The 21532-nt window shown below is 61.0% G+C and carries 21 protein-coding genes, 1 tRNA gene and 4 pseudogenes; 16 read left to right on the top strand and 10 right to left on the bottom strand.

From position 1 onward, the window contains the following. Positions 1 to 79 precede the first annotated feature (79 nt). On the top strand, positions 80 to 451 hold the full coding sequence (locus AQ610_RS36095) for a hypothetical protein (protein WP_006024944.1): 372 nt from the start codon (positions 80 to 82) through the stop codon (positions 449 to 451). A gap of 295 nt (positions 452 to 746) precedes the next feature. Here AQ610_RS36095 and AQ610_RS13920 read toward each other — a convergent pair whose 3' ends face one another. Continuing rightward, positions 747 to 1088 (bottom strand): hypothetical protein, encoded by a 342-nt coding sequence (locus AQ610_RS13920; RefSeq protein ID WP_006024945.1) that lies wholly within the window; start codon positions 1086 to 1088, stop codon positions 747 to 749. A 170-nt stretch (positions 1089 to 1258) separates the two neighbouring features. On the opposite strand from AQ610_RS13920, the gene eco reads away from it, so the two are divergent. After that, positions 1259 to 1798: a serine protease inhibitor ecotin gene (gene eco, locus AQ610_RS13915; protein WP_043282076.1), complete on the top strand. Its 540-nt coding sequence runs from the start codon at positions 1259 to 1261 to the stop codon at positions 1796 to 1798. A gap of 101 nt (positions 1799 to 1899) precedes the next feature. Here the strand turns inward: eco and AQ610_RS13910 are convergent, their stop codons facing one another. From AQ610_RS13910 to AQ610_RS13890, 4 genes are all read right to left on the bottom strand, one after another. Beyond that, entirely contained in the window at positions 1900 to 3042 is a 1143-nt protein-coding gene (locus AQ610_RS13910) for a serine hydrolase (protein WP_043282077.1), read from the bottom strand. Between the two features lie 202 nt (positions 3043 to 3244). Further along, positions 3245 to 3469: a hypothetical protein gene (locus AQ610_RS13905; RefSeq protein WP_043282178.1), complete on the bottom strand. Its 225-nt coding sequence runs from the start codon at positions 3467 to 3469 to the stop codon at positions 3245 to 3247. Continuing rightward, complete coding sequence (locus AQ610_RS13900) at positions 3466 to 3771, bottom strand: hypothetical protein (protein WP_009911641.1); 306 nt, start codon at positions 3769 to 3771, stop codon at positions 3466 to 3468. Before AQ610_RS13900 ends, AQ610_RS13905 begins: the two co-directional genes overlap by 4 nt. 252 nt (positions 3772 to 4023) lie before the next feature. Next, the gene (locus AQ610_RS13890; protein WP_231748927.1) at positions 4024 to 4608 is read right to left on the bottom strand and encodes a class I SAM-dependent methyltransferase; all 585 of its coding nucleotides are present in this window, start codon (positions 4606 to 4608) and stop codon (positions 4024 to 4026) included. 128 nt (positions 4609 to 4736) lie between these two features. Here AQ610_RS13890 and AQ610_RS13885 point away from each other — a divergent pair, with 128 nt between their 5' ends. Together AQ610_RS13885 and AQ610_RS33610 are read left to right on the top strand one after the other, a co-directional pair. Continuing rightward, a complete protein-coding gene (locus AQ610_RS13885; protein WP_144411952.1) occupies positions 4737 to 5081 on the top strand; it encodes a hypothetical protein in 345 nt (114 codons plus the stop codon). A gap of 623 nt (positions 5082 to 5704) precedes the next feature. Then, positions 5705 to 7759, top strand: coding sequence for an ATP-dependent nuclease (locus tag AQ610_RS33610; protein ID WP_006024952.1), 2055 nt, complete (start codon positions 5705 to 5707; stop codon positions 7757 to 7759). 185 nt (positions 7760 to 7944) lie between these two features. Here AQ610_RS33610 and AQ610_RS31850 read toward each other — a convergent pair whose 3' ends face one another. Then, positions 7945 to 8520: a recombinase family protein gene (locus AQ610_RS31850; protein WP_009911645.1), complete on the bottom strand. Its 576-nt coding sequence runs from the start codon at positions 8518 to 8520 to the stop codon at positions 7945 to 7947. Between the two features lie 629 nt (positions 8521 to 9149). Between AQ610_RS31850 and AQ610_RS13865 the strand changes: the two genes are divergently transcribed. The 9 genes from AQ610_RS13865 (at position 9150) to AQ610_RS13835 (ending at position 17085) form a co-directional block, all read left to right on the top strand. Further along, a complete protein-coding gene (locus AQ610_RS13865) occupies positions 9150 to 10250 on the top strand; it encodes a type IV toxin-antitoxin system AbiEi family antitoxin (protein ID WP_043282079.1) in 1101 nt (366 codons plus the stop codon). Then, positions 10219 to 11160: a nucleotidyl transferase AbiEii/AbiGii toxin family protein gene (locus AQ610_RS13860; RefSeq protein ID WP_043282081.1), complete on the top strand. Its 942-nt coding sequence runs from the start codon at positions 10219 to 10221 to the stop codon at positions 11158 to 11160. Before AQ610_RS13865 ends, AQ610_RS13860 begins: the two co-directional genes overlap by 32 nt. Before the next feature lie 407 nt (positions 11161 to 11567). After that, positions 11568 to 12089, top strand: a complete 522-nt coding sequence (locus tag AQ610_RS31845; RefSeq protein WP_009911650.1) for a DNA-binding protein — start codon at positions 11568 to 11570, stop codon at positions 12087 to 12089. Positions 12090 to 12218: 129 nt separating this feature from the next. After that, the gene (locus tag AQ610_RS37380; protein WP_231748925.1) at positions 12219 to 12482 is read left to right on the top strand and encodes a helix-turn-helix transcriptional regulator; all 264 of its coding nucleotides are present in this window, start codon (positions 12219 to 12221) and stop codon (positions 12480 to 12482) included. Beyond that, a complete protein-coding gene (locus AQ610_RS13850; protein ID WP_006024956.1) occupies positions 12482 to 12955 on the top strand; it encodes a hypothetical protein in 474 nt (157 codons plus the stop codon). The genes AQ610_RS37380 and AQ610_RS13850 overlap by 1 nt, the downstream gene beginning before the upstream one ends. 373 nt (positions 12956 to 13328) lie before the next feature. After that, complete coding sequence (locus AQ610_RS36835) at positions 13329 to 13505, top strand: hypothetical protein (protein ID WP_006024957.1); 177 nt, start codon at positions 13329 to 13331, stop codon at positions 13503 to 13505. Further along, positions 13498 to 13755: a hypothetical protein gene (locus tag AQ610_RS13845; RefSeq protein ID WP_009911651.1), complete on the top strand. Its 258-nt coding sequence runs from the start codon at positions 13498 to 13500 to the stop codon at positions 13753 to 13755. Before AQ610_RS36835 ends, AQ610_RS13845 begins: the two co-directional genes overlap by 8 nt. Continuing rightward, a complete protein-coding gene (locus AQ610_RS13840; RefSeq protein ID WP_006024959.1) occupies positions 13752 to 14093 on the top strand; it encodes a hypothetical protein in 342 nt (113 codons plus the stop codon). The genes AQ610_RS13845 and AQ610_RS13840 overlap by 4 nt, the downstream gene beginning before the upstream one ends. Positions 14094 to 14232: 139 nt before the next feature. Continuing rightward, positions 14233 to 17085, top strand: a complete 2853-nt coding sequence (locus AQ610_RS13835) for a DUF927 domain-containing protein (RefSeq protein ID WP_006024960.1) — start codon at positions 14233 to 14235, stop codon at positions 17083 to 17085. 1060 nt (positions 17086 to 18145) lie between these two features. Here AQ610_RS13835 and AQ610_RS13830 read toward each other — a convergent pair. Both AQ610_RS13830 and AQ610_RS13825 read right to left on the bottom strand, forming a co-directional pair. Continuing rightward, on the bottom strand, positions 18146 to 19360 hold the full coding sequence (locus tag AQ610_RS13830) for a tyrosine-type recombinase/integrase (protein ID WP_009911653.1): 1215 nt from the start codon (positions 19358 to 19360) through the stop codon (positions 18146 to 18148). 163 nt (positions 19361 to 19523) lie between these two features. Then, positions 19524 to 19598 (bottom strand) — tRNA-Arg (locus AQ610_RS13825). A gap of 173 nt (positions 19599 to 19771) precedes the next feature. Here AQ610_RS13825 and AQ610_RS13820 point away from each other — a divergent pair. Beyond that, a pseudogene (locus AQ610_RS13820) lies at positions 19772 to 20359 on the top strand (site-specific integrase); the annotation flags it as partial. A gap of 27 nt (positions 20360 to 20386) precedes the next feature. Here the strand turns inward: AQ610_RS13820 and AQ610_RS36085 are convergent. Together AQ610_RS36085 and AQ610_RS37375 are read right to left on the bottom strand one after the other, a co-directional pair. Next, a pseudogene (locus AQ610_RS36085) lies at positions 20387 to 20569 on the bottom strand (integrase core domain-containing protein); the annotation flags it as partial. After that, positions 20561 to 20743 (bottom strand): annotated as a pseudogene (locus AQ610_RS37375) (hypothetical protein); the annotation flags it as partial. The pseudogenes AQ610_RS37375 and AQ610_RS36085, both read right to left, overlap by 9 nt. Positions 20744 to 20866: 123 nt before the next feature. Between AQ610_RS37375 and AQ610_RS37370 the strand changes: the two are divergent. Together AQ610_RS37370 and AQ610_RS38300 are read left to right on the top strand one after the other, a co-directional pair. Beyond that, positions 20867 to 21199 (top strand): annotated as a pseudogene (locus AQ610_RS37370) (MarR family transcriptional regulator); the annotation flags it as partial. Next, entirely contained in the window at positions 21162 to 21530 is a 369-nt protein-coding gene (locus AQ610_RS38300) for a phage terminase large subunit family protein (protein WP_006024965.1), read from the top strand. The pseudogene AQ610_RS37370 and the gene AQ610_RS38300, both read left to right, overlap by 38 nt. Positions 21531 to 21532 lie beyond the last annotated feature (2 nt).

Raw genomic sequence — 21532 nt, 5'->3', positions numbered from 1 at the left:
GTTACCACTTGCTGCATCTATTACGGCGGGCGGCACCCACAATGGGCTTCGTCATGCACCACGTTCGGCGGAGTCCATCATGAAGAAGATCGCGGCAGTTCTGTTGACGGCGGGCAGTCTCGTGCTCGCGGGGCCCGCGAGCGCGCACGATCGCGGCGGCGACATCGTCGGCGCGCTGATCGGTGGCGCGGTGCTGGGCGCGATCGTGACGTCCGCGCTGAATCCGGCGCCGGCAGTCGCGTATACGGCGCCCGCCTATCAGGCTCCCGTGTATCAGGCGCCTGCCTATCAGCCGGCACAATATCAGCCGGCCCCCCCATACGGCGGTCAACCCTCGGGCTATTGCTATGACTCGTATCGACGCGCATACGTCGGTTGTGGCGCGCAAGCGTACGACGACGATGGCTATCGCGGATACGGCTACGCGCAGCCGCAGCCGGCCGGATGGTGAGCGTGAGCGGCGCGCTGTCATGACGAGCCGACGAGCCCGTGCGCGGATATGCGTATCGACGCGCTCGGCCGGGTGGTGGGCCGGCGGCGCATCGCCTCGGCGCAACGCGCATGGGATCATGCCGAATCGATCGGGCGCGACCTCTCGGCCTCGATGATCTTGTGGAGATGAGAACCGCAGCGGTTCGACGGGACGGCGCCGAAGACACGACGCGTGACGCATGCGCTATATGCGCGCGCCGCGGCACGAGCGCATCGTGCGATACAACTCGTTGCAAATCCGCGGCCCGCGTCGATCAGTGCCGCCCGCCCCGGCTGCCGCTGTCGCCGCTGCCCGGCCAATCGTTGCCGCCGCGGACGTTGCGGCCGCCGGCCGGGCCCCGGCCGCCTTGCCAGCCATTGCCGCGCCCGCCACCGCCCCACTGGTCGCCGCCGCGCCAGTGGTCGCGGTCGCGCCATCCGCCGCCGCCCCAGATATTCACCGTTCCGTACACGGGCGCGTAGCCCGGCCCATACGCATAGCCGCCCGGATAGTACGAGTACGGCTGCGCGTAGCCATAGCCGTACCCGTCGTCCGGCACCGCGACGCAGCCGGCCAGGAGCGCAGCGGCTCCGAGCGACGCGACGAGTTTCAGCATGGTTTTCTCCTTCTCCCTGATTTCCTGTCGTTTTCATTGTGATGTGTGCGAACCGGCTCCGTGCGAAGCGAATTGTGTCTGCACATTACAATCACGTAAGCGGTCGAAGGACGGAAGCCGGCTGCGCGTCGCGCTTTTCGTTCAATTCATCACTCTTTCAGGAGCACCGTATGAAATCAGCCTCTCGCTTGGCAGCCTGGGCGGCGTGCGTCGCATTCGCCGGCTTCTCCGCCGCCGCGTCGGCGGCGAGCACGTCGACGCCCGCCGCGGGCGCCGACGCCGCATCGTTGCCGAAGCCGTTCGCGGAAGACATCAAGATGTTCCCGGCCGCCCAGGCGGGGCAGAAGCGCGAGGTCATCGTGCTGCCCGCCGAAAAGCTGGAAGAAGACATTCGCGTCGAACTCGTCGTCGGCAAGACGATCAACGTCGATTGCAATCAGCACTGGTTCGGCGGCGACCTCAAGCACGAAACGGTGCAGGGCTGGGGCTATCCGTATTACGTGCTCGCCAATGCGAAGGGGCCGGCCGCCACGCTGATGGCCTGCCCGGGCCAGGAACCGCAGCAGGCGTTCGTGCCGGTGCGCGGCAGCGGCTACCTGTTGCGCTACAACAGCCGTCTGCCGATCGTCGTGTACGTGCCGAAGGAGTTCGAGGTCCGCTACCGGCTGTGGTACGGATCGAACGAAGTGGCGCGCGCGATCGAGAAGTAAGCGGCGCAGCCGCTCGCCGCGATCCGCGGCGGTTGCGGTATGGCCGCCGTGCGCGGATCGCGCGGCGGCGCCCACCAGGCAGCGGGCGCGCCCGGGCGGCGTCACTGCATCGAGCATGTGAGCCAGCGGCGGATCTTCGCCGCGTCGGCGACGTGGTCGTGCGGCCCGGGCGCGCCGAGCAGCACGATGTCGACCGGCCGCCCGCGCACCGCGTAGCGCAGCACCACGCAGTGGCCCGCTTCGTTGATGAAGCCGGTCTTTTGCAGCACGATGCTCGAGTCGCCGGCGCGCACGAGTGCGTTCGAATTCACGTAGCGCAGCTCGCCGCGGTTGGGGAAGACCGTTTTCGACGTATCGGTCGAGAACGTCTTGATGTGCGGATAGCGGTTCGCCGCGGCGACGAGCCGCGACAGATCGCGCGCCGTCGACACGTTGCGCGGCGAGAGCCCCGTCGCGTTGACGAAATGCGTGCGCTTCATGCCGAGCGTGCGCGCCTTGCGGTTCATCGCGGCGACGAACGCGGGCCGCCCGCCCGGATAGTCGCGCGACAGCGCCGCCGCCGCGCGGTTTTCCGACGACATCAGCGCGATGTGCAGCATGTCGCGGCGCGACAGCACAGAGCCGACCTTCAGGCGCGATCCCGTGAACTTCTCGTAGTCGCGGTCTTGCGCGCTGACGCGCAGCGGGCGCGACATCGGCGCGCGCGTGTCGAGCGCGACCATCGACATCATCAGCTTCGTCACCGACGCGATCGGCACGACGCGATTCGCGTTCTTTTCGATCAGCGCGGTGCCCGTGCGCTCGTCGACGACGTAGATCGCGCGCGAGCGCAGCAGGCGGCGCGACGCGGCGGTGTAGCCGCAGCTCGCGAGCAACCGCGGCTTCGCGGCCGCGACGACGGCGTCGCGCGACGTGCGCGGACGCTTGCGTTTCGGATGAGGCTGATGCGCGCTCGCCCGCGCGCGATGCCCGCTCTTTCCCGGAATGGCCCTGCGCTCATGCTTGATGTGCGGCGCATGATGCCGCGCGCGGGCGGCGCGCTTGGCGTGCTTCGCATGAACGTGGCGCGCAACGCGGCAGGCGTGGCCGTGTGCGGCCGACGTGCGCGCGCAGGCCTTGCCCGCCGCGTGGGCGGGCGACGCGAATGCGACACCCGCAACGGACGCGATCCAGACGACACAGGCGGCGAACAGCAGACGGACGGAGAACAAACTGAGGCTTGGGCGATGCGGCTTGGATGGCATGGCGGTCGGGCGGTAAACGGGAGGGAATCGGACGAGCGTGTTGCGCGGTAGGACAGCAGTCCGGCCGGGAAATTCGCGGAGGCGGCGATGTCGGTTGCTTCGACGGCGTCGACGGACGACGCGGGGTGAACAATGGTGAACGGCGGCGAAGGGGGGCGAAGGCCGGTGGGTGCGATGCGCAGCCCGCGCGAGCGAACGCGCGTCACTCCCAGATGCCGCGCACGGCGACCGCGACGATCACCGGTACCGAGAAGACGAGCGGGATGGCGAAGTACGGCGCTTCGCGGTCGACGAGCCACGTGTAGATCACCCAGGCCGCGCCGAGGCCGAACGTGACGACGCCGATCAGCACGGCGAAGAGGTTGAGCACGAGGGGCGACGGGCGTCGGCGTTTTCTGGCGGCAGGATCGGGCGGGGCGGCTTTCATCGCAAGTCGGAAAACTTCATGGTCGGCCGCATGCGGACGATGCGCGGCGGCCGGGCGGCGATCGACGTGTCGGCGGCAAATGCGGCCGCGTATCGCTGTGGACGCTGGCTGGTCGCCATCGGCTTCTCATGTGTATCTGCGTCTGCTGCATCGAAACGCCGGTCAACGGCAATCATCGCAGCAAAGCCCGCGGCGTTGCAAGGCACGCATCGCGCGTGCCAGCGGAAAGAGCGGACGTCGATGGCGGCCCGGACGGCGCGCGATACGGGCGCGTCGGCGGATTCGTTCCGGCGCTGCTTCATCGATGCGATCCCGGCGACCGCGATCGATGCCGCAGCCCGGCGAGCTTTCGATGCGCACGCAGCCGCGACCGATACGTTGCGAAGCGCGAGCCGCCGGGCACGCCGTCCGGCGCGTGCCGCCAAGGGCGTACCGTCGAGCGCGCGCGGCCGAACGTGCACGCGCCAAGCGGGTCCCGAATGCGGATGCCGCGCACGGTAATGCCCATGCGACGGCCGATGCGTCCATGACGCGCGCACCGCAAGCGTCGCCGGCTATTTGCGCCTGTCGCGCAGCCCGTTCTTTCGTATGACGATGCCCGCCGACGTCACGACGTGCGTGGCCATCAGCAGCTTCAGATGCGGGTCCTGCTGGTACGGCGGCAGATCGACATACGAATCGAGATAATGCGAATCCGGCGCGACGACGAACGGCTGCACTTCGTGCCCGAGGTCTTGCAGACGCTCGACGAGAGCCTGCATGTCGCGCTTCCGATAGAAGACGACGGGCCCGTGATCGAGCGTGCCTTCGTTCGACGACAGATTGAATTCGGGCGTGTGGCAGGCGATGCCGCCGTCGTTCAGTGTCCGCTCGGCGCTGTCGATGACGAACTGCAGGCCCGCTTGCAGCGACCCGAGGTGCCCGAAGCAGCATGACGACCGCGTGAAGTCGAAGCCGGTGAGATCCTTGTCGATCGCGGTCATGTCGCAGGTGCGGTACGACACGTGGCGGTCGAACTGTTCGTTGGAGACGATGTCCGGATAGCGCAACTGGTCGCGCGAGCTGCTGTGCTCGAGCGACTTCGTCCAGCCGACCTGCTCGCTGATTTCCGCGGGCGCGTCGGTTGCGACGATCGACACGCCGCGGCTCGCGAAATAGGCCGGCAGCCGCTCGCGTCCGACGCCGAATACGAGGCCGCGCTTGCCCTCCGTCGCACGCCGGCCTGTTCGAGCTTGTGGACGATGAACGCCCACTCCCAGACCTTGCGATGGAAGCGCCGCTCGATGTTGAGGCGCCCGCAGATTCGCCGATATTGGGGGTGCAGAAGATCGGATGCGCTGCAGGTCGAGGCCGACATGAAGCGATGCGAATCGGCTGCGTCGGCGATGTCGAATCGCGGCACGAACATCTGCTTGCGCAGGCTCGTCTCGACTTGCGCGTCGAGCGTTTCCTGCAACTGCCCGACCTGGGATTCGAGCTTCTGGATGCGCGCCAGCAGTGCGGCATGGCTTTCTGTCTGGCTCACGTCGGTGGCGAGATCGTGCTTTTCCGCACAGCCACGCAGACGGGGCCCGGACAGTACACGCTAAGGGGCACTGCGACAACGCTCTGACATCGACGACGGGCGATGACGCGGTGATTCCGGATGGGGAGTAGGGAAGGCGATTTATCACAAACGTATCACGCCGATCCCTGAAACCCTTGTCCCACTGGTCCCCGACAGAATCCATATCTCTATGCTGACAAAGAGCTTCGGGCGTCATCTGTACATAGATACCAACAAAAATACCAACAGGCAGCGATGCATAGGCTGAAGGAGCGCGATACACAACATCGTCCGCCGCCGGAAACAAAAAATTCTGGAGAGTTGGAGATAAGTACGTTTTTTCGTTTGTCAGCCTTGTCCGGTAAGGCTTTGACTATCTCCAAGTCTATCTCCAACACACATATTTCTTGGAGATAACTTTGGAGATACGTGGCTGCGCGGTCGGCGTTTGCTCTGTTGTTCAGCGAAATGCCCGCTGTCTGGAACGTTCCGCGCAAAGGATCTCCCCGCGCCCCCGCTGGCCCGGTCGCGAAGTTGCCCTTTGACGTCTGTTGCTACCTCCTTCAGCGGGGCCGAGCTGCGCTTTGTTAGCCTCGTCACCGAAAGGCTCAGAATCGGTCTTATACTTGTCGTGATCAAAAGAGCAAAGTTTCGTCCTGATAACGCCAATTGACCAACGGGGTGCCATCGTGAAACTTCGACGTGTAGTAATTAAGAATTTCAGAAAGCTGAGTGATATCGATTTTTCAATATCAAAAAATCTTTCGGTGGTTGTTGGGCCAAATGCGTCAGGGAAAAGCTCTATCTTCGAGGCGATTCGTCTCGCTAAAGCGATTTTATTCCCCCGCGTACATGATGAATTGCGTAACGTGATGGTTGCTTTGGGTGCTACCAGCGCGCATTTTGCGCAGGGAAATTTTCAGTACGATATTTCTGCGTTGGCAGGAGACGCGACAAAGCCTATTTCGATTGCGCTAACGATCGAGTTTTTGGATCAAGAGATTTTGGATCTGCAAGACGCCATTCCACAGGTAACGAAAAACTTGATCGCCGCGCAGTTGGGTCGGCAGCCTAACGATCCCACGTTGGATTTGGTGGCTTATATGTCGACGCCGATCGGGCAGGAGGCTGAGAAAACGGCTAAGAGTGCAGTGGATGAGGCGATTAAAGTAATAACCTCCAGTAAGCGCGTGGAGGTGAGGGTTGAAATTGATTCAAATCGAATCAATGGATCGTCGGCTATTTACAATATGATCATCGGGTATATAGAGCAAAGGTTGTCTCCCGAAAAAACAATTTTTAGTTATTTTCCCGCTGATCGTTCGCTCCCTGTGGGGGAGATCGTTATTCAAATAGGGTCGCAAGATTTTAAGGCGCAATTAGATAGCCATTTTTCGACGGCGACTACGAAATATGGAAGGCTAAAGCAAACGGTTGTGAATCGTGCTGTCCTGTCTCGTTTCAATGATATCGATCTTGCGCCGGAATTTAATTCGATCTTTGATGCATTCTTGCCGGGTAAGGAATTCGTCGGGTTGCAGCAAAAACCGACAGGGTTGGTTACGGTTCTGGTGAGGGATAAGCTTTCGGAAAAGGTATTCGACATAGATAGTCTCAGTAGTGGTGAAAAAGGACTGGTTCTCAGTTTTCTTTTGTTCAAAACTTCGCTTGTTCCAGGGTCGATTTCGCTCGTTGATGAGCTGGAGCTTCATTTGAATCCGGCTGTTTGTAGAAAAATTCTTCCGTATCTGGCGGAAAGGGTTGCGAAATCTATGGACTGCCAGTTTATTGTGTCGACACACAGTGCGGAAATAACCCGAGACGCATATGATCGCGATGATGCCGAGCTTTTTCATCTCCGCAATGGGAGCGATATATCACCGATTCTCAGGCAGGACGTGCACGAAGTCGTCGAGGCTATCAGTCTGCTAGGCGTCAGCGCTGAGCAAGCGCTAACGGCTAAGGCATTGATATTTGTTGAGGGCGACAGTGACGTCGATATTCTGCAGGCCGCGTTTCCAGATGCGCTTTTTGGAATTGAACTTCGACCGTTGAAGGGCCGGCAAGAAATCGAGGCGTCAATAATGGCGCTGCAAGCTGCTGAGAAAAAAGGATTGTTGAAGGAGCGGCAAAGTTTCCTTTTTGATAATGACAGAAAGGAAACATCTTTGAAGAGTACTGAGTTGGTGAAGATAGAACAATTGGAGCGATATTGCCTTGAAAACTATCTTGTCAACGAGGAGATTCTGTACGATTTGCTTAGGACACACGCTTCCAATCCGCCGGAGTCGCGTGGAGCGCTATCTAAGCGGATTCGCGAGTTGGCTATCGGTCAACTTGACTCTGTTATAACGGCTGAGATACTCGCTGAATACAGAGGGCTGCGCGTTGGTCTCACCGCGAAAGAGATAAAGGGGAAAAACATTGAGGAGATTGCGAATCTCCAGCTTCAAAAATTGAAGGAGGTTGAGTCGGTGCTGAATTCTCGGACTGCAAATTCGGAATGGGCTCATGAGTTCAAGTGCCGTCACGCTGAAAAGAAATTGGAGCGGGAGCCGATTTGGGAAAACGATTGGAAAAGACTTTGTAGTGGGAAGGTTCTGATGGAGGATATTCAGCGTGAATATACGCTGAACATGGATCTGACGAAGTTCAAATGCTTAGTCGCATCTGGGCTTGCTCGTTTGCAAAAGGACGATATTACAACTCTCAAAGGAATTGTCGATCGACTGCTGCCGGCATAGATTTATCGGGCGATTGAGCGTTGACTTGATGATATCGGAGACGGTGGCAGGGAGCCGCCGTCTGCGATCTATTGGTTTGTGGATGCTCCAAAATATCATGATCCTCCACTATGGATGGGTTCGCGTCGCATTTGCGCTTCGAATGTGAGGGTGTGAGTTACCAGAAAGTCACTTTTGGCAGCCGCTCACACTGCGTCTCGGACGCGCATGATTGTCTGGCGACTGGTGCCATAACGCCTCGCAAGGCTTGCGACGCTCGCGCCCGCGCTGAGTTGCTCGCGAACCTCATGCTGCTGCGGTTTGGTAAGTGCGGATGGGCGGCCCATCGCTTTTCCTTCAGCCTTTGCTCTCGCGATCCCGGCTTGCGTTCGTTCGATCAACAAGTCGCGTTCAAATTCGGCAACGGCGTTCAATACCTGCATCGTCATTCGTCCGGCCGCGCTGGTGAGGTCGACGCCGCCGAGCGCGAGGCAATGAATCCGGATGCCGCGTTCTGCCAAAGCTTCAACAGTTGCGCGGACGTCCATCGCATTCCGGCCAAGTCGGTCGAGCTTCGTCACGATTAACACATCGCCTTCTTCCATCTTGAGAAGCAGCTCGGCAAATCCGGGCCGCTGATCTGCACTAACGCTACCCGAGATACTCTCGGTAACGACTCGGCGCTTGTCGACAGCGAAGCCGGCTGTCTCGATCTCGCGGAGTTGGTTGGCTGGCGTCTGATCGGTCGTGCTGACACGTGCATATGCGAAGGTTCTCGACATATTGTGCTCTTAGGGTGTTCGAAAAGGGCGTCCGAATCATAACCTATGTACGAAACGGGCGAATGCTTATTTTCGGACATGGTCGCATGCCTATGTCCGAAAGGGAACAGTTTCGGACACTATGAATCCCGAGCAGCCGATTTGGATTGCGGAGATTCTGAAGTCGGTGAACGGTGCTTCGTTCGATTCGGGCTGGAAGTAGCTTTGCGCGGGCCACGTCCTGCCTATTTATGCGAAGGGGCGGCAAGTGGAACTGGCGTCGACAGCCCGGTTTCCCGATGCAGTAACGCTATTGAGCAACGATGTGTTCCAGAGTTCGAGTGGTGCTGCGCGTGCGGTAGAGCGCGGAGCGATGTTGCGGACAGGGCGGCTGAAACAGCTCCGGCACGGGACGCGCCGGTATGCAGTTACTGCCTGTCTCAACGCAACGATCCGACCCTCTCCAGCGTTCCATGGTGTTCGTTAATTTATGCTTGTACGTTTTCTGGGGACGTAATGAAAAAAACATACGGCAACACCTCGCGCATCGCAGGCCACAATCACAGAGGCTTTTCGGTCTGTTTGTGCGTTATTTTGAATTTGTATGTTTTTTGCGTACACTGAGAGTTAACGTACAAGGAAATCCTTCGATGGCTCCCCCTGACCGCCTTACTGCTACCGAACAGCAAGCGCTAACGCTAGCTTGCGAAGCATTTTCTGACGCGACGCACCACTACCGCGCTGCGCCCGTGACTGCAAACGAGAAGAAAGATCTCGCGCATGCTCGGGTTTCGGCAAGCTACGGGGCAGATGCGTGGGTCCGATTTACCGTTGCGGGGAAGCGCTTCGACATGCCAGTGGTGATCAACGCGAGTACCCGTTCGCTAGGCGCAAGTATCATCGTCAACCGCATGCTCTCGCGGCGCGCGCCGAACGATGCGCGCCCACTAATGCTTGTCACACAGCACATAACATCAAGGATGGCGGATGATCTTATAGCAAAGGGCATCCCGTTTCTCGATACAGCGGGCAACGCATATCTCCACGAGCCCGAAGCAACCATCATGATCGTCGGGCGTGACAAACCCGCACTGAACCTCAAGAACCCAACGTCGCGTTCGACGACGCCCAAGGGATTGCGCGTGACCTTCGCGCTCCTGACCCAGTCGGGCCTCGTCCACGCCCCCTATCGTACGATTGCGGATCGCTCGGCTGTTGCCTTGAACACAGTCAACTTGGCGATGGACGACTTGATATACAGAGGACTAGTCGTGCACAAAGGCGCGCGTCGGGTCATTGCCGATCGCCGCCGGCTCATCGAGGAGTGGACGAGTCTATTTCCAACGCGTTTGCGTCCGAAGCTCAGCCCATGTCGCTTTACCAGTTGGACCAAGGAAAGTAATTGGTGGAGCCGACCCGAGGTTCTCGACATCGATGCTCGCTTGGGCGGCGAGGCCGGCGCAGACATCCTGACCCACGAGATCAAGCCCGCGTCGTTGACGATTTACTCTCACGGGGGTATTACGCCGCGCTTGATGCTGAATGGGATGCTTCGGCCTGATGATCGCGGTAACGTCGAAGTACTCGAGACATTTTGGCCGGCCAAGGCGGAAGAAGGTTGGAACCTGCCTCACCGGGAAGTGGTCCATCCACTCCTTATCTATAGCGATCTAATCACATCGGGCGATGACCGGAATCGTGCCGTTGCCCAAACTATTTATGATCGATACCTTGCAAAAGAGCGTGCTTGAAGTTCCTGTCGATCGTCCTGTCGAAGCGCTCACAATCGCGTTACTGCGCGACGTGAAACACGCGTGTGCACAACTCGGTGCGAAATTCGTGCTCGCGGGTGCGACCGCGCGTGACATCCTCATGTGGCATCTGCACGATATCAGAGCCCCCGTCGCCACGCGCGACGTGGACGTCGCTGTGTGCGCTGTTAGTTGGGAGTCCCACGACGCGCTAATCGAACTGTTGGTGCAAACGCAGCGCTTCAGGCGTCATTCCAAACAGCAGCAGAAGCTGCTGTTCAAGCGCAGCGCGGAAGACTACGAAGGTGAGCTCGACATTGTGCCCTTCGGTCAGATCGAGGGCCCGCCGGGCGAGATACACTGGCCCCCAGATGGCGACATCGTGATGACGGTTCTTGGGTTCCAAGAAGCGGTCGATACCGCGCAGCCGGTGAGCATCGGTGAAGGTCTTGTCGTGCCGGTCGTAACGCTGCCGGCGTTCGTGCTGCTCAAGCTCATCGCGTGGAAAGACAGGCGGCTAACGAAAAATACGGACTCCGCGGACCTGCTGTTCGTCCTGCGCAACTACATTGATGCCGGAAATATCGAGCGAACCTACGAGCAGGCGACGGACCTGCTCAAGGCCGCGAACTTTGATGTGGGCTTGGCAGCAGCGGGGCTGCTCGGGCGTGATGTACGGGGACTTGCGTATCCAGACACGCGAGCTGCGCTGCGCGCATTACTGCAATCGGCCGACGCCTATGAAGCACTGCGGCTGGACCTCCAAGCGCGTGCCGCGATGCTACTGGGGGGCTTCATCGATGACTCAGACGCCCTCCTCGCGGCATTCGCGAGAGAGCTTTTGACGGAGGAGAACGGGAGTCGGAACGGCACTGGTCCGCAGGTTGGCTCGACAGGTGCCCGCGCCTGATACAAGCGGCGCGATCTACCCTCGATATTTCCTAGGCGAGCTATCGATGCATCCGGCTTCTCGCCTGATTGCTATGCGTTGGGCGGTCTGAAGCTTTGCGCCCCGAATAGTTGGCGTAGCAAGTCGTGAGAAAATGTGGCCCGTCGAGTCTAGGGCGGCCACCCGAAAATCGGACACCTTCTCCGGCTGGCTTGGCGTTCTTCGTGAAGGCCGCACGGAAGGGTGCGCTATTGCCGAGTACAAGTAAACCTCGCCCGTTTTTCACAAACAAAGCACGCTCCGGCTTTCGTCCAAGGCGTCCGAAGCAGCGTGTCAGAAGAAGCATCCTCTCCTTCGCCGCTGCCGATGCAAAACATCGAGCGTCACAGCCCTTTGCTAGTCAGGGAGGTGAAAGTCCATTCGGACAAATGGAAGACATCATTCCTCGTAATGTCCCGGTTGGTGAGGCGATGGCATTGTTGGCGGGCTTGCTGGTCAAATGTATTGACGAGGATGATTTTCGTACCGCGCAAGAGTTGATGAAGCACGAACTGTTCAACAGTCGTACATTGGAAGGCGTCGTGCTCTACGCGAGGCGTAAAACAGAATCAGCGCTGCTGGAACGAATCAACGCGCTGCATGAGCAGATTGCCGAGCGTGCGGAAGAACACGAAATGTCGCGCGCGCATTTGGCGCTGCTCGAAGCGGAACAGCGAGAACGGCAGGAGCAAGCAAAGCTGGAAAGGCAAAAGGCCATCAAACCGGCTCAGGCGGCGCGGCTCTCGAAAGCGAAGAACACGAAGATCATCGAAGAGTTCAATCGTCGTCGGCGTAACGGAGAAGACTTTCAGGGGCGCAACGTCTGTTCGGACATTGCGGCTCGCTTCGGCGTTACGACGGATCACGTGCGAAAGTTGAAAAGGGCGTGGCTCGCAGGGTTGAACCGGTAAAACGCGATTGAGGTAACGACAGTCTTGTTTTACGTGGCCGAAACGCGATTGTCGATACGTCGATCGCGTTTCGTGCTTCAGGCTTCCGGCCTGTGTCGATGGTGGCACAGCTATACTCAGGGAGCACGAATGTCCGCAAAAAACACAGTCGCAACACCTGCCCCGGTTGGACTGCCGCTTGATGGTTTTTCGCGTTGGGGCGATCTCCGTCCTTTCATTCCCTTGTCCCGCGAAACCGTCCGCCAGCGTGAGTTGGAAGGGCGCTTTCCGCGTGCGAGTCGTCTGACGCAGCGTTGCACGGTCTGGTCAAATCGCGAGCCTCATCGCTGGATGGCCGATCCGTTGAACTATCGCGCTGTCGACGCGGCGAACCAGACGACGGAGGGCGCGTAATGACGGTCAACTTGACGCAGGCGCGCGAGTGCATGTCGACGCAGCCGTCCGTTAATGCGCGCCGCGCGTGGCTCGACGCTTGCGCGGCGTTCGAAGACGCGCGCGTGACGTGCGGCAATCCCGATCTGCTTCGCATGGCCGCGTTCCTGGAGCGCGTGGCGACCGCCCTCTGGGCGTCGGATAGCCGCCATCTGGCGGCGATTCACGCGACGCAAATTGCCCGGCTGCTCGTCGCGCCGGACACTCTGTCGCCCGCGTCACGCATTGTGCTCGCGAGCGAGCTGGAAGGTGCGTCGCTCGATTTGGGCGACGCGTTGGACGATGCCAGCCGGCCGCTCGCCGATCCGACGGTTCAGCAGATCGACGCGATCACGGGGGTGCTTTGGTCGAGTGGCAACGACGAACGCGCCCGCGCCGCCGTTCGCCTGCAACGCATTGCAGTCATGCTGGTCGAAAGCGGGCTGAGCGCATGACGATCGCGCGCATCCAAAGTCACTTTGCCATGACGCGGAGCGACCGGCTGCGGCCGGGTCGCTCCGTCGTTGCATCGGAGCCGCCGCTCGACGCATTTGCGCCGCGTGCCTGCGCGCGGTATCCTATGGTCGTCGCTGAGACAGCAGCGACCCGGATTGGCGTCCGGAATCTGAAAACGGCGGACGACCGCCATTTGGCGGTATTTTTTCGTCCGCGCGTCAACGCACGCCTTCAACGGTCGGGCCTTGGCGGGGGTGCCCTCGGGCACGCCGGTTTCCGTTTTCGCCGGTACGCCAACCCTGTCATGTGCCCGGCCACCCCAATTGGCGTTGGGAGCCGGGTTCGTTACCACGAAAACGGAGGTCGCACCCAATGCGCAAGTGCACACACGCCCATACCAGGCGAAACGTTCCCCTTATCCATTCGATCATCCGTGCCGCACTGCGCGAAGCAGCCACTGCCGACACGTACCAAACCGCGCTCGATGCGACCGGCGCGGCACTCGTCGCCATCGCGGCGCTCGTGCGCGCGGAGGTGCGGCATGGCTGACGCGTTGTCGATCCACATGAACGACGGCCGGCGCATCGAATTCGCCGGCACGCTCGCGTTGTCTCACTTCGTCGCGAGCCGCGCGATGCACCTCGAATCGCTGCTGCTGGCGTTCGCCGATGACGGCTTCACGATGTTTCAGGAGATGAACGCAGGCGCGCGCGTCAACCTGCTTTGGCTGGTGCAGGGCATGGCGAGCGAGTTGCGCGAGCTGGCCTTCGCGATGACGGATATCGGAGGCGCGCAATGAGCCAGTACGTCCGAACCGCGGTCATCGAAGGATTCGACAACGCGCCGCTCCTCGACACGGGCGCACCGATCGAACTGCAATTCGCCGTCGACCTCGGCACGGTCTGCGCCGACGCATGGCTTGAGCTGAAAGGCGAAGTGCGTCTGCACGACTACGCCGCCTTTCAGGTCGACGCCTTCGTGCGTGGGCTGAATGCCAGCATGCACGACAACGGCGACGTCGATACGTATCGCGTCACGGCCAGCGGCCACGCATTCGTGGCGGGCCTGATGGGGCGCGTGCAACAGCGCCTGTTCGCGGCGCTCGGCGTTATGCGCTATCCGCGCACGACGCACTAAGGCGACCATGATGTTCGGCCGCTAGGCGGCCGAACATCATTCTATTCTTCGCGCGCCGGGTAAACGGCTTGCCGATATGGACTGCTAATCGGATAGCTGGCTCGCGCGCGTCCAATGGGAATCTATGAGTAACGCACCCATGTCCGAATTCGAGCGGGCAAGTGTCGCGCTCGGCTATGTTCCGGCCGACGACCGAGACACGTGGCGTCAGGCCGGCATGGCGCTCAAGGCCGAGTTCGGCGAAGAGGGTTTCGCCCTCTGGAACGAATGGAGCCAAGGCGCGCAGAACTACAACGCAAAGGACGCCTGCGATGTGTGGAAGTCGTTCAAGGGCGGCAAGATCACCATCAACACGCTGTTCCACCTCGCCAAACAAGGCGGTTTCGATCCGCGCGCGCATCGCGCCAAGTCGATCGACCCAGCACAGCGCGAACGGCAGCACGCCGAACGCGCCGCCCGCGAAGCGGCTGAGCTAGCCGCGCTGACCGAGAAGCAGCAAGCCGCATCGGCGCTCGCCGAATCGATCTGGTCGGCGGCCGAGCCCGCGCCAGTCGATCATCCTTATCTCGTTCGCAAACGCATCCCCGCCGATGCGCTGCGCGTCTATCGTGGCAACCTGAGCATCGGCACGGCCGCGTGCGACAGCGCACTCGTCATTCCTGCACGGGACGCGGACGGCACGTTGTGGACGCTCGAATTCATCCTGACCGACGGGCAGAAACGCTATCTGCCGAATGGCCGCAAGGCGGGCTGTTTCTCGTTGATCGGCGACGCGGTGTCGTCCGTCCTGCTGATCGGCGAGGGGTATGCGACCTGCGCGACGCTCGCGGCGGCGACAGGCTATCCGGTCGCCGTCGCATTCGACACCGGCAACCTGTACGCCGTCGCGACGGCGCTGCGCGGCCAGTATCCGGACGCGCGCATCGTCGTGTGCGCCGACGACGACCACACGACGAACGGCAATCCGGGCGTCACGAAGGCGCGCGCGGCAGCCGACGCGGTAGGCGGCGCGGTGGCCGTTCCCGACTTCGGCCCGAACCGCCCGGCAGCCGGTACGGACTTCAACGACTTGGCCGCCCACCTCGGTCCGGACGCGGTGGCCGCCGCCGTGCGCGCAGTGCTCGCCGTAGACGGCTCGCCGGATATCGCTAAGGGTCCGGCGAGCCCGACGACGTGCAAGCCCGCCAAGCGCCCGAAAACGGCTCGCGCGCAGGATGGTACGTGGCGGTTCGAGGTCGACGACGAAGGCGTTTGGTATCACGGCTTCAACAATCAGGGCGATCCGCTGCCGCCGCATTGGGTCAGCACGCGTATCGACGTGATCGCGGAGACGCGAAACGAGATGAACAGCGAGTGGGGCTACCTGCTCGAATTCACGGACCGCGACGGCATCCTGAAACGGTGGGCGGTGCCGGCCGGCTTGTTTGCCGGCGACGGCACGGAACTGCGCCGCATGCTGCTCGACATGGGCGTGAAGCTCGGTGTCGCGCAAATCGCCCGTACGCAGATCGCGAACTATGTGCAGATGGCGCAGCCGGACGAGCGCGTGCGCTGCGTGCCGCGTGTCGGCTGGCATCACGGCGCATTCGTGCTGCCCGATCGCGTCATCGGCACCGGCAAAGAGGCGTTGATCTATCAGGCCGATACGCCGATCCAGAGCCAGTTCAAGGAGCGCGGCACGCTGGGGGACTGGCGACGCGAGGTCGCGGCCTACTGCGTCGGCAATAGCCGGCTGCTGTTCTGCGTCGCTACCGCCTTCGCTGGTCCGTTGCTGCATTTCTCCGGGCTTCAGTCGGGCGGCTTTCACCTGCTTGGTACAACGTCCAAGGGCAAGTCGACGGGCGGCGTCATCGCTGCGTCCGTGTTCGGCTCGCCGGACTACGTGCGGAGCTGGAAGGCGACCGACAACGCGCTCGAAGCGGTCGCCACGCAGCATAGCGATGCGCTGCTGATCCTTGATGAAATCGGGCAGGTCGAGCCGCGCTTGGTCGGCGATGTGATCTACATGCTCGCGAACGAGTCGGGCAAGGCCCGTGCGTCGCGTAGCGGCTCGGCCAAGCCCGTGCTCACGTGGCGGCTGCTGTTCCTGTCGAACGGCGAAAAGAGCGTGTCCGCGCTGATGGCCGAGGGCAACAAGCCCATGAAAGGCGGTATCGAGGTGCGCTTGCCGGCGATCCCGGCCGAGGTCGGCGAAATGGGTGTCGTGGAAAAACTGCACGGCTTCCCGACGCCGGCCGCGCTGATCGAGCACCTAGAGCGGCACGCAGGCATGCACTACGGCACGGCAGGCCCTGCGTTCATCGAATGGGCGTCGTCGCAGGCCGGCGAGCTGGCCGAGCATCTGCGCATGCGCGTCGACGAGCTGGTCGGGCAATGGGTTCCGGACGGTGCGCATTCGCAGGTCGCGCGCGTCGCCAAGCGCTTCTGCCTCGATGCGGTGGCCGGCGAGCTGGCGACGGCGCACGGGCTGACCGGCTGGCCACAGGGTGAAGCGGTCGAAGCCGCGCGTCGCTGCTTCGAAGGCTGGCTCGAACTGCGCGGCGGCACGGGCAATTCGGACGAGGCCGAAGCCGTGCGGCAGGTACAGCATTTCCTCGCCGCACACGGCGACAACCGTTTCGTGTGGATGAACCGTGCGCAGGACGACCATCGGCCGAACGTGCCGCATCGAGCGGGCTTCAAGCAGCACGTGAAGCGCGACGAGCGGCGCACGCCCATCGCCTCCGATCGTGAGTATTACGCCGAGTTCGGCGGCAAGATGAGCGCCGACGATGCCGAAAGCGTCGAGACGGAATACCTGATCGAAGCGGCCGTGTTTCGCAAGGACGTGTGCGCCGGCTTCGATCACAAGATCGTTGCCAAGGCACTGATGAAGCGCGGCGTGCTGATGCCGCGTAGCGACGGCTATCCGTACCGGCAGGAGTACATCCCCGGTCACGGCAAGTTCATGGTCTATCGCGTGTTGCCGTCCATCTTCACGCTTGAGCTGTGAAATGCGCCGCCGCCGTCCGGGAGGGCGGTGGCGGGCATTCCTTTGCGCGGCATTTTTGGCCCGCGCGTCAAAGTTACTTTGAACGATGCGCACCAGACGGAACCGGGTGGACGCTGGCCGTGAATCTTGCCGCATCCGTAACAATCCGGGCTGGTTTATCTCCAGTATCTCCAGCGTTCTCCAAATCGTTTGGAGACACGCGAAGCCTTACCCCACAAGGCTTTGCGGCCGATTCAGGCGTTTATCTCCAAATCCCCAACTCATTTTGCACTGAGCGGACAGGCGTCGACCAACTGTATAGACCGCGAAGCCAGACGGGGTGCGGCTCTCCGGGATTTGACGGGCATCGGTGGCGTGTTTTGGACGGGGGTGTCCGCGATGCGCCCCGATCGGGCATTGTTGTGCCGGCCGCAAGTGTCGGGGCGGCTGAAAAGCGGGGGACCCTGCGTCCAGGGCAAACACGCGGGGGCTCACACCCGCGTATTTTCTCTACTGACGGCGCTAATAAGGGGGGACATATTCATAGATCAATACCGATCCACAAAAATAAGGAGGAGAGAGTGAATTCCTGCGAGCTTGGCCTACCATTACCTGTGACAAAAATGTCTCTGCAGACGGTGCTGGGGACATTATTAATCGGGGATTCGTGTCGCGACTTCTTTATGTGCGGCGCAACGCGCTGGCCGTTTGCCAGCAAAACAGGAGGCCAACAAGATGACTAGTTTGTTCATAAATGAAAAGCCTACGGGGTTCACTGTCGAGCCAGCACACTCGACCGTTCCACTTGCGACTTTCAGAACGCAGGCGGAAGCGATTGATTGGGCGAAGAAAAATCACCCAGCAAGCGCGCTGCATGTCGCTCGTGTCCGACATCTAAGCGACAAGCGCATCCCGGACCATTGGCGCCGCGTCTAACCATTTGGAATGGTTGAGCCTTCTGTTCGCCATGAGCTTGCCGCACTAACGAGGCTGAGCTAATAGGATTGGCTCAATCCACCCGCCTGTCTGCAACTGGGGGACTCCACCAGTTGCGGACAAACTGAAATGCAGGGGCCGGTAGCTAACTCGCGGCTGCAATCGGGATGATTTCTGCACCGGATTTCAGCCTATCGAGGTGATCGGCCCACGCCTGCATCATTCGTCTGCGCTCCGGCAGGTATTCGGCGTGGACGTAGGCGGCCGTCACTTGATTCCGTTCGGCGTGTGCCATCTGGCGCTCTACAACGTCCCGCCCGAAGCCGAGTTCACGCAGAGCTGTCGCCGCCAGCCCGCGAAACCCGTGCCCCGTCATTCGCGACTTGTAGCCCATGCGATAGAGCGCATAGAGCATGGTGTTGTTCGAAATGTGGCTCCGGCCTTGCACGCTGTAGAACACGAATCGATGCTGGCCGTTGAGCGCGCGGAGCTGGGCGAGCACGTCGAGCGCCTGCCGCGATAGCGGCACGATGTGCGGGTCGCGCATCTTCATGCGTTCAGGTGGAACACGCCATTCTGCGGCGGCCTCATCAAACTCCGACCACTCGGCACGGATCATTTCCGTTGTCCGCACGAAGGTCAGTGCCATCAGGCGGAGCGCGAGCCGGGTAACTAGATCACCTTGGTAGGCGTCGATGTCGCGCATGAGTTGCGGGATCTCCGTCGCCTTCACGCGGGCCATGTGCTGTACGCCCGGACCTTTCTTCAACACTGTCTGCGCGTCGATGTCGGCCGCCGGATTCCTGGAGCATCGCCCGGTCATGATTCCGTACTGGAAGACCGCGCGAGAGCGCTGGAGAATCCGCTTTGCTGTCTCGCGCACCCCGCGCGCCTCAACCTCGCGAACGATGCTGAGCATCTGCGGCGAGTCGATCTCCGCGATCGGGCGAGGGCCGATCTTCGGGAACACGTCGACCTCAAGCGAATTCAGCACCTTCTCCGCGTAGCCGTCGCTCCAGCCCGGACGCTGAGAGTCGAACCACTCGCGGGCTACCGCTTCGAACGAGTTGGCCGCTGCGATCTCGGCCGCCCGTCTGGCTTCCTTCTTTGCTTCGCCCGGATCGACGCCGGCCGCGATCTGCTCGCGTGCCTCGTCGCGCTTCTTCCGTGCCGTCGCGAGCGTGACGGCCGGATACACGCCGAGGGCGAGCGTCTTCTGCTTGCCAAGGAAGCGGTAGGACAAGCGCCAGTACTTCGCGCCGTTCGGTTGGACGAGCAAGAACATCCCGTTGCCGTCCGTGAGTTTGTACGGTGCGGCGCTGGCCTTTGCGTTCCGTACCTGTATGTCAGTGAGAGGCATTGTTGGTATCTGTGTTGTTGGTATCTGCTGATACCAACAAAAATACCAACACTTTCTCCGGCTGTCACTGAGCAACGTTGGGTAACAATGGGCGCGAGAAGGCCGCCAGACGGGCTTGAGCGGGGATTTTCTTGTGAATCTTGGGGGAGGTTTGGGGCTTGGCTGGTCCCCCCGACAGGAATCGAACCTGTATCTAGCGCTTAGGAGGCGCTTGTTCTATCCATTGAACTACGGGGAGCGGATAGCCTGAGCGGGATGGATCGAACCCTTGTGAATCAGGTTCTTAGCCTTGTCCAGCTTGCCTTTCCGGGATTTTCGCCTGTCCGCGTATGACGCGAAATGACAAGCCGTGAAGCATAGTTCAACGCCCGCCTGCTACAACTCTGCTACAAATCGACCCTGTAGCAGCGTATGTGGATGACGCATTGCTACAGTCCACAAACGGGGTGTTTCATGGCTTCGATCCTCAAGATCGGCGACCGCTGGCGGGCTCAAGTCCGCCAGCGGGGACAGAGTATATCAAAGACGTTTCGAACTAAGGGCGCGGCTGAAGCATGGGCGCGTGAGATCGAAGGTGGTATCGACAAGGGGCAGGGTGCCGTCGACGAGAAGTCGAATGAAGACTACATGCTCAAGCGGTTGGAAAGTCACTTTGTGATGAGGTGGCGGCGAAGCTGTCGACCAAGCGGCTGGTCAAGTTTGCGCAGGAGCGCAAGAAAGAGGGGGGCGGAGCAGTACGCGATCGACATGGACATTTCCAAGCTCGGAACTGTCTATAAGCACATGGCTTCGCTGCTCGATCTGAGGCTGCCACACGCGCCGAGCATCGCACGGCCGAGGCTCGATCACCTCCAGCCCATCGGTCCGGGGAAGCACCGCGACCGGCGGCCGACGTGCGAAGAGATCGTGAAGATCTTCGAATGGTTCGCCGAACATTCGGAGCGTGAACAGGCGGTGCCGGACGTAATCCGCATCGCGATGAAAAGCGCATTCCGGCGTTGACCTACCTGATTTTTTCGGGCCATTTCAATCTTGGAGAACGGCCTCGGTTGCTTCAGTTGAACAAGACCGTTGCTTGAACTCGTTGGGCGTCAGATAGGCGAGGCTCGAATGCGGCCGGATGGCATTGTAGTGACGTCGCTACTGCTCGATCACAACCTTTGCTTCCATGCGCGTTCGAAACCATTCCAGGCTCAAGCTCGCTTTTCGCCGCGCACGCGGCGTTTCGTTCTTCTGGATTGCCTTTGCGGGCGTAAGCCCGCGCACACGCTTTGAAACTGCATTGCCGTCGACGCTCGCCAGTGTGATAGCCGGGCGCTTGTCCGCGCGTTTCCGCTTTCGCAGCAGCGGGCGTGGGGTAGAAAGGGCCGGGCGTGGGGTCATTGAGCGGCCTCCCGTGCCATTTCGGGCGTCCAGTCCGGGGCGGGCATCGTGCACAGCTTGTCGAGCCAATGCCGAACGCTTGCCATTTCCTTCGCTTTCGAAGCGCTGTTGCTTTCAAGGGGGGCGGAAAAGAAAGGGCTGCTCGTGAACGTGGCGCAGCTCGAACAGGCGTACGGCCAGATGGTCGGCGCATTTCAAACGGAATTGCTGTCGCTGCCCGACAAACTCGTGCAGGAGATGCGTACGCTGTACGACATCGAGGTCGACGTCGAATGGTTGAACGAGCATATTCATGGATGTCTTGAACAGCTTTCTGAATACGACCCAGAGCGTGAACGCGGTGATTCGCCGGCTCGCGCATTTGCTGCGTCCGCCGGAACGGATTGGGACGACGGAGTGGGCGAGGAAGCTCCGCCGGATGAGCGCGAAGGCGACGGCGAGCCCCGGCCGTTATAACCCGAACATCACGCCGTGGGTGTTCGGCATGCACGCGGCGCTCGACGATCCGGCCGTGCAGAAGGTCGTGTGCATGAAGTCGGCGCAGGTCGCGTGGACGGATGGAGTGTTGTTGAACTACATCGGCCGGCGGATCGACGCTGACCGGTACTGCATGGGCCGATTTACTGCATGCGGAAGGACCAGACGTTACAAATCCTTCCACCGCGAAAGATACGACAAAATCGGTGGCTGCTGCATGTCAATCTTGGTTAAATGGGACGGTTCGGCGCGCCACACATCCGCCATTTTCCAGTTTTCGTCTGCGGATTTGATATCCTTGCAGCGATAACT

Origin of the sequence: Burkholderia humptydooensis (genome assembly GCF_001513745.1) — a bacterium.
Classification (GTDB): domain Bacteria; phylum Pseudomonadota; class Gammaproteobacteria; order Burkholderiales; family Burkholderiaceae; genus Burkholderia; species Burkholderia humptydooensis.
The sequence above is the reverse complement of the archived record's forward strand: the minus strand, read 5'-3'. Positions and strand labels throughout refer to the sequence as shown.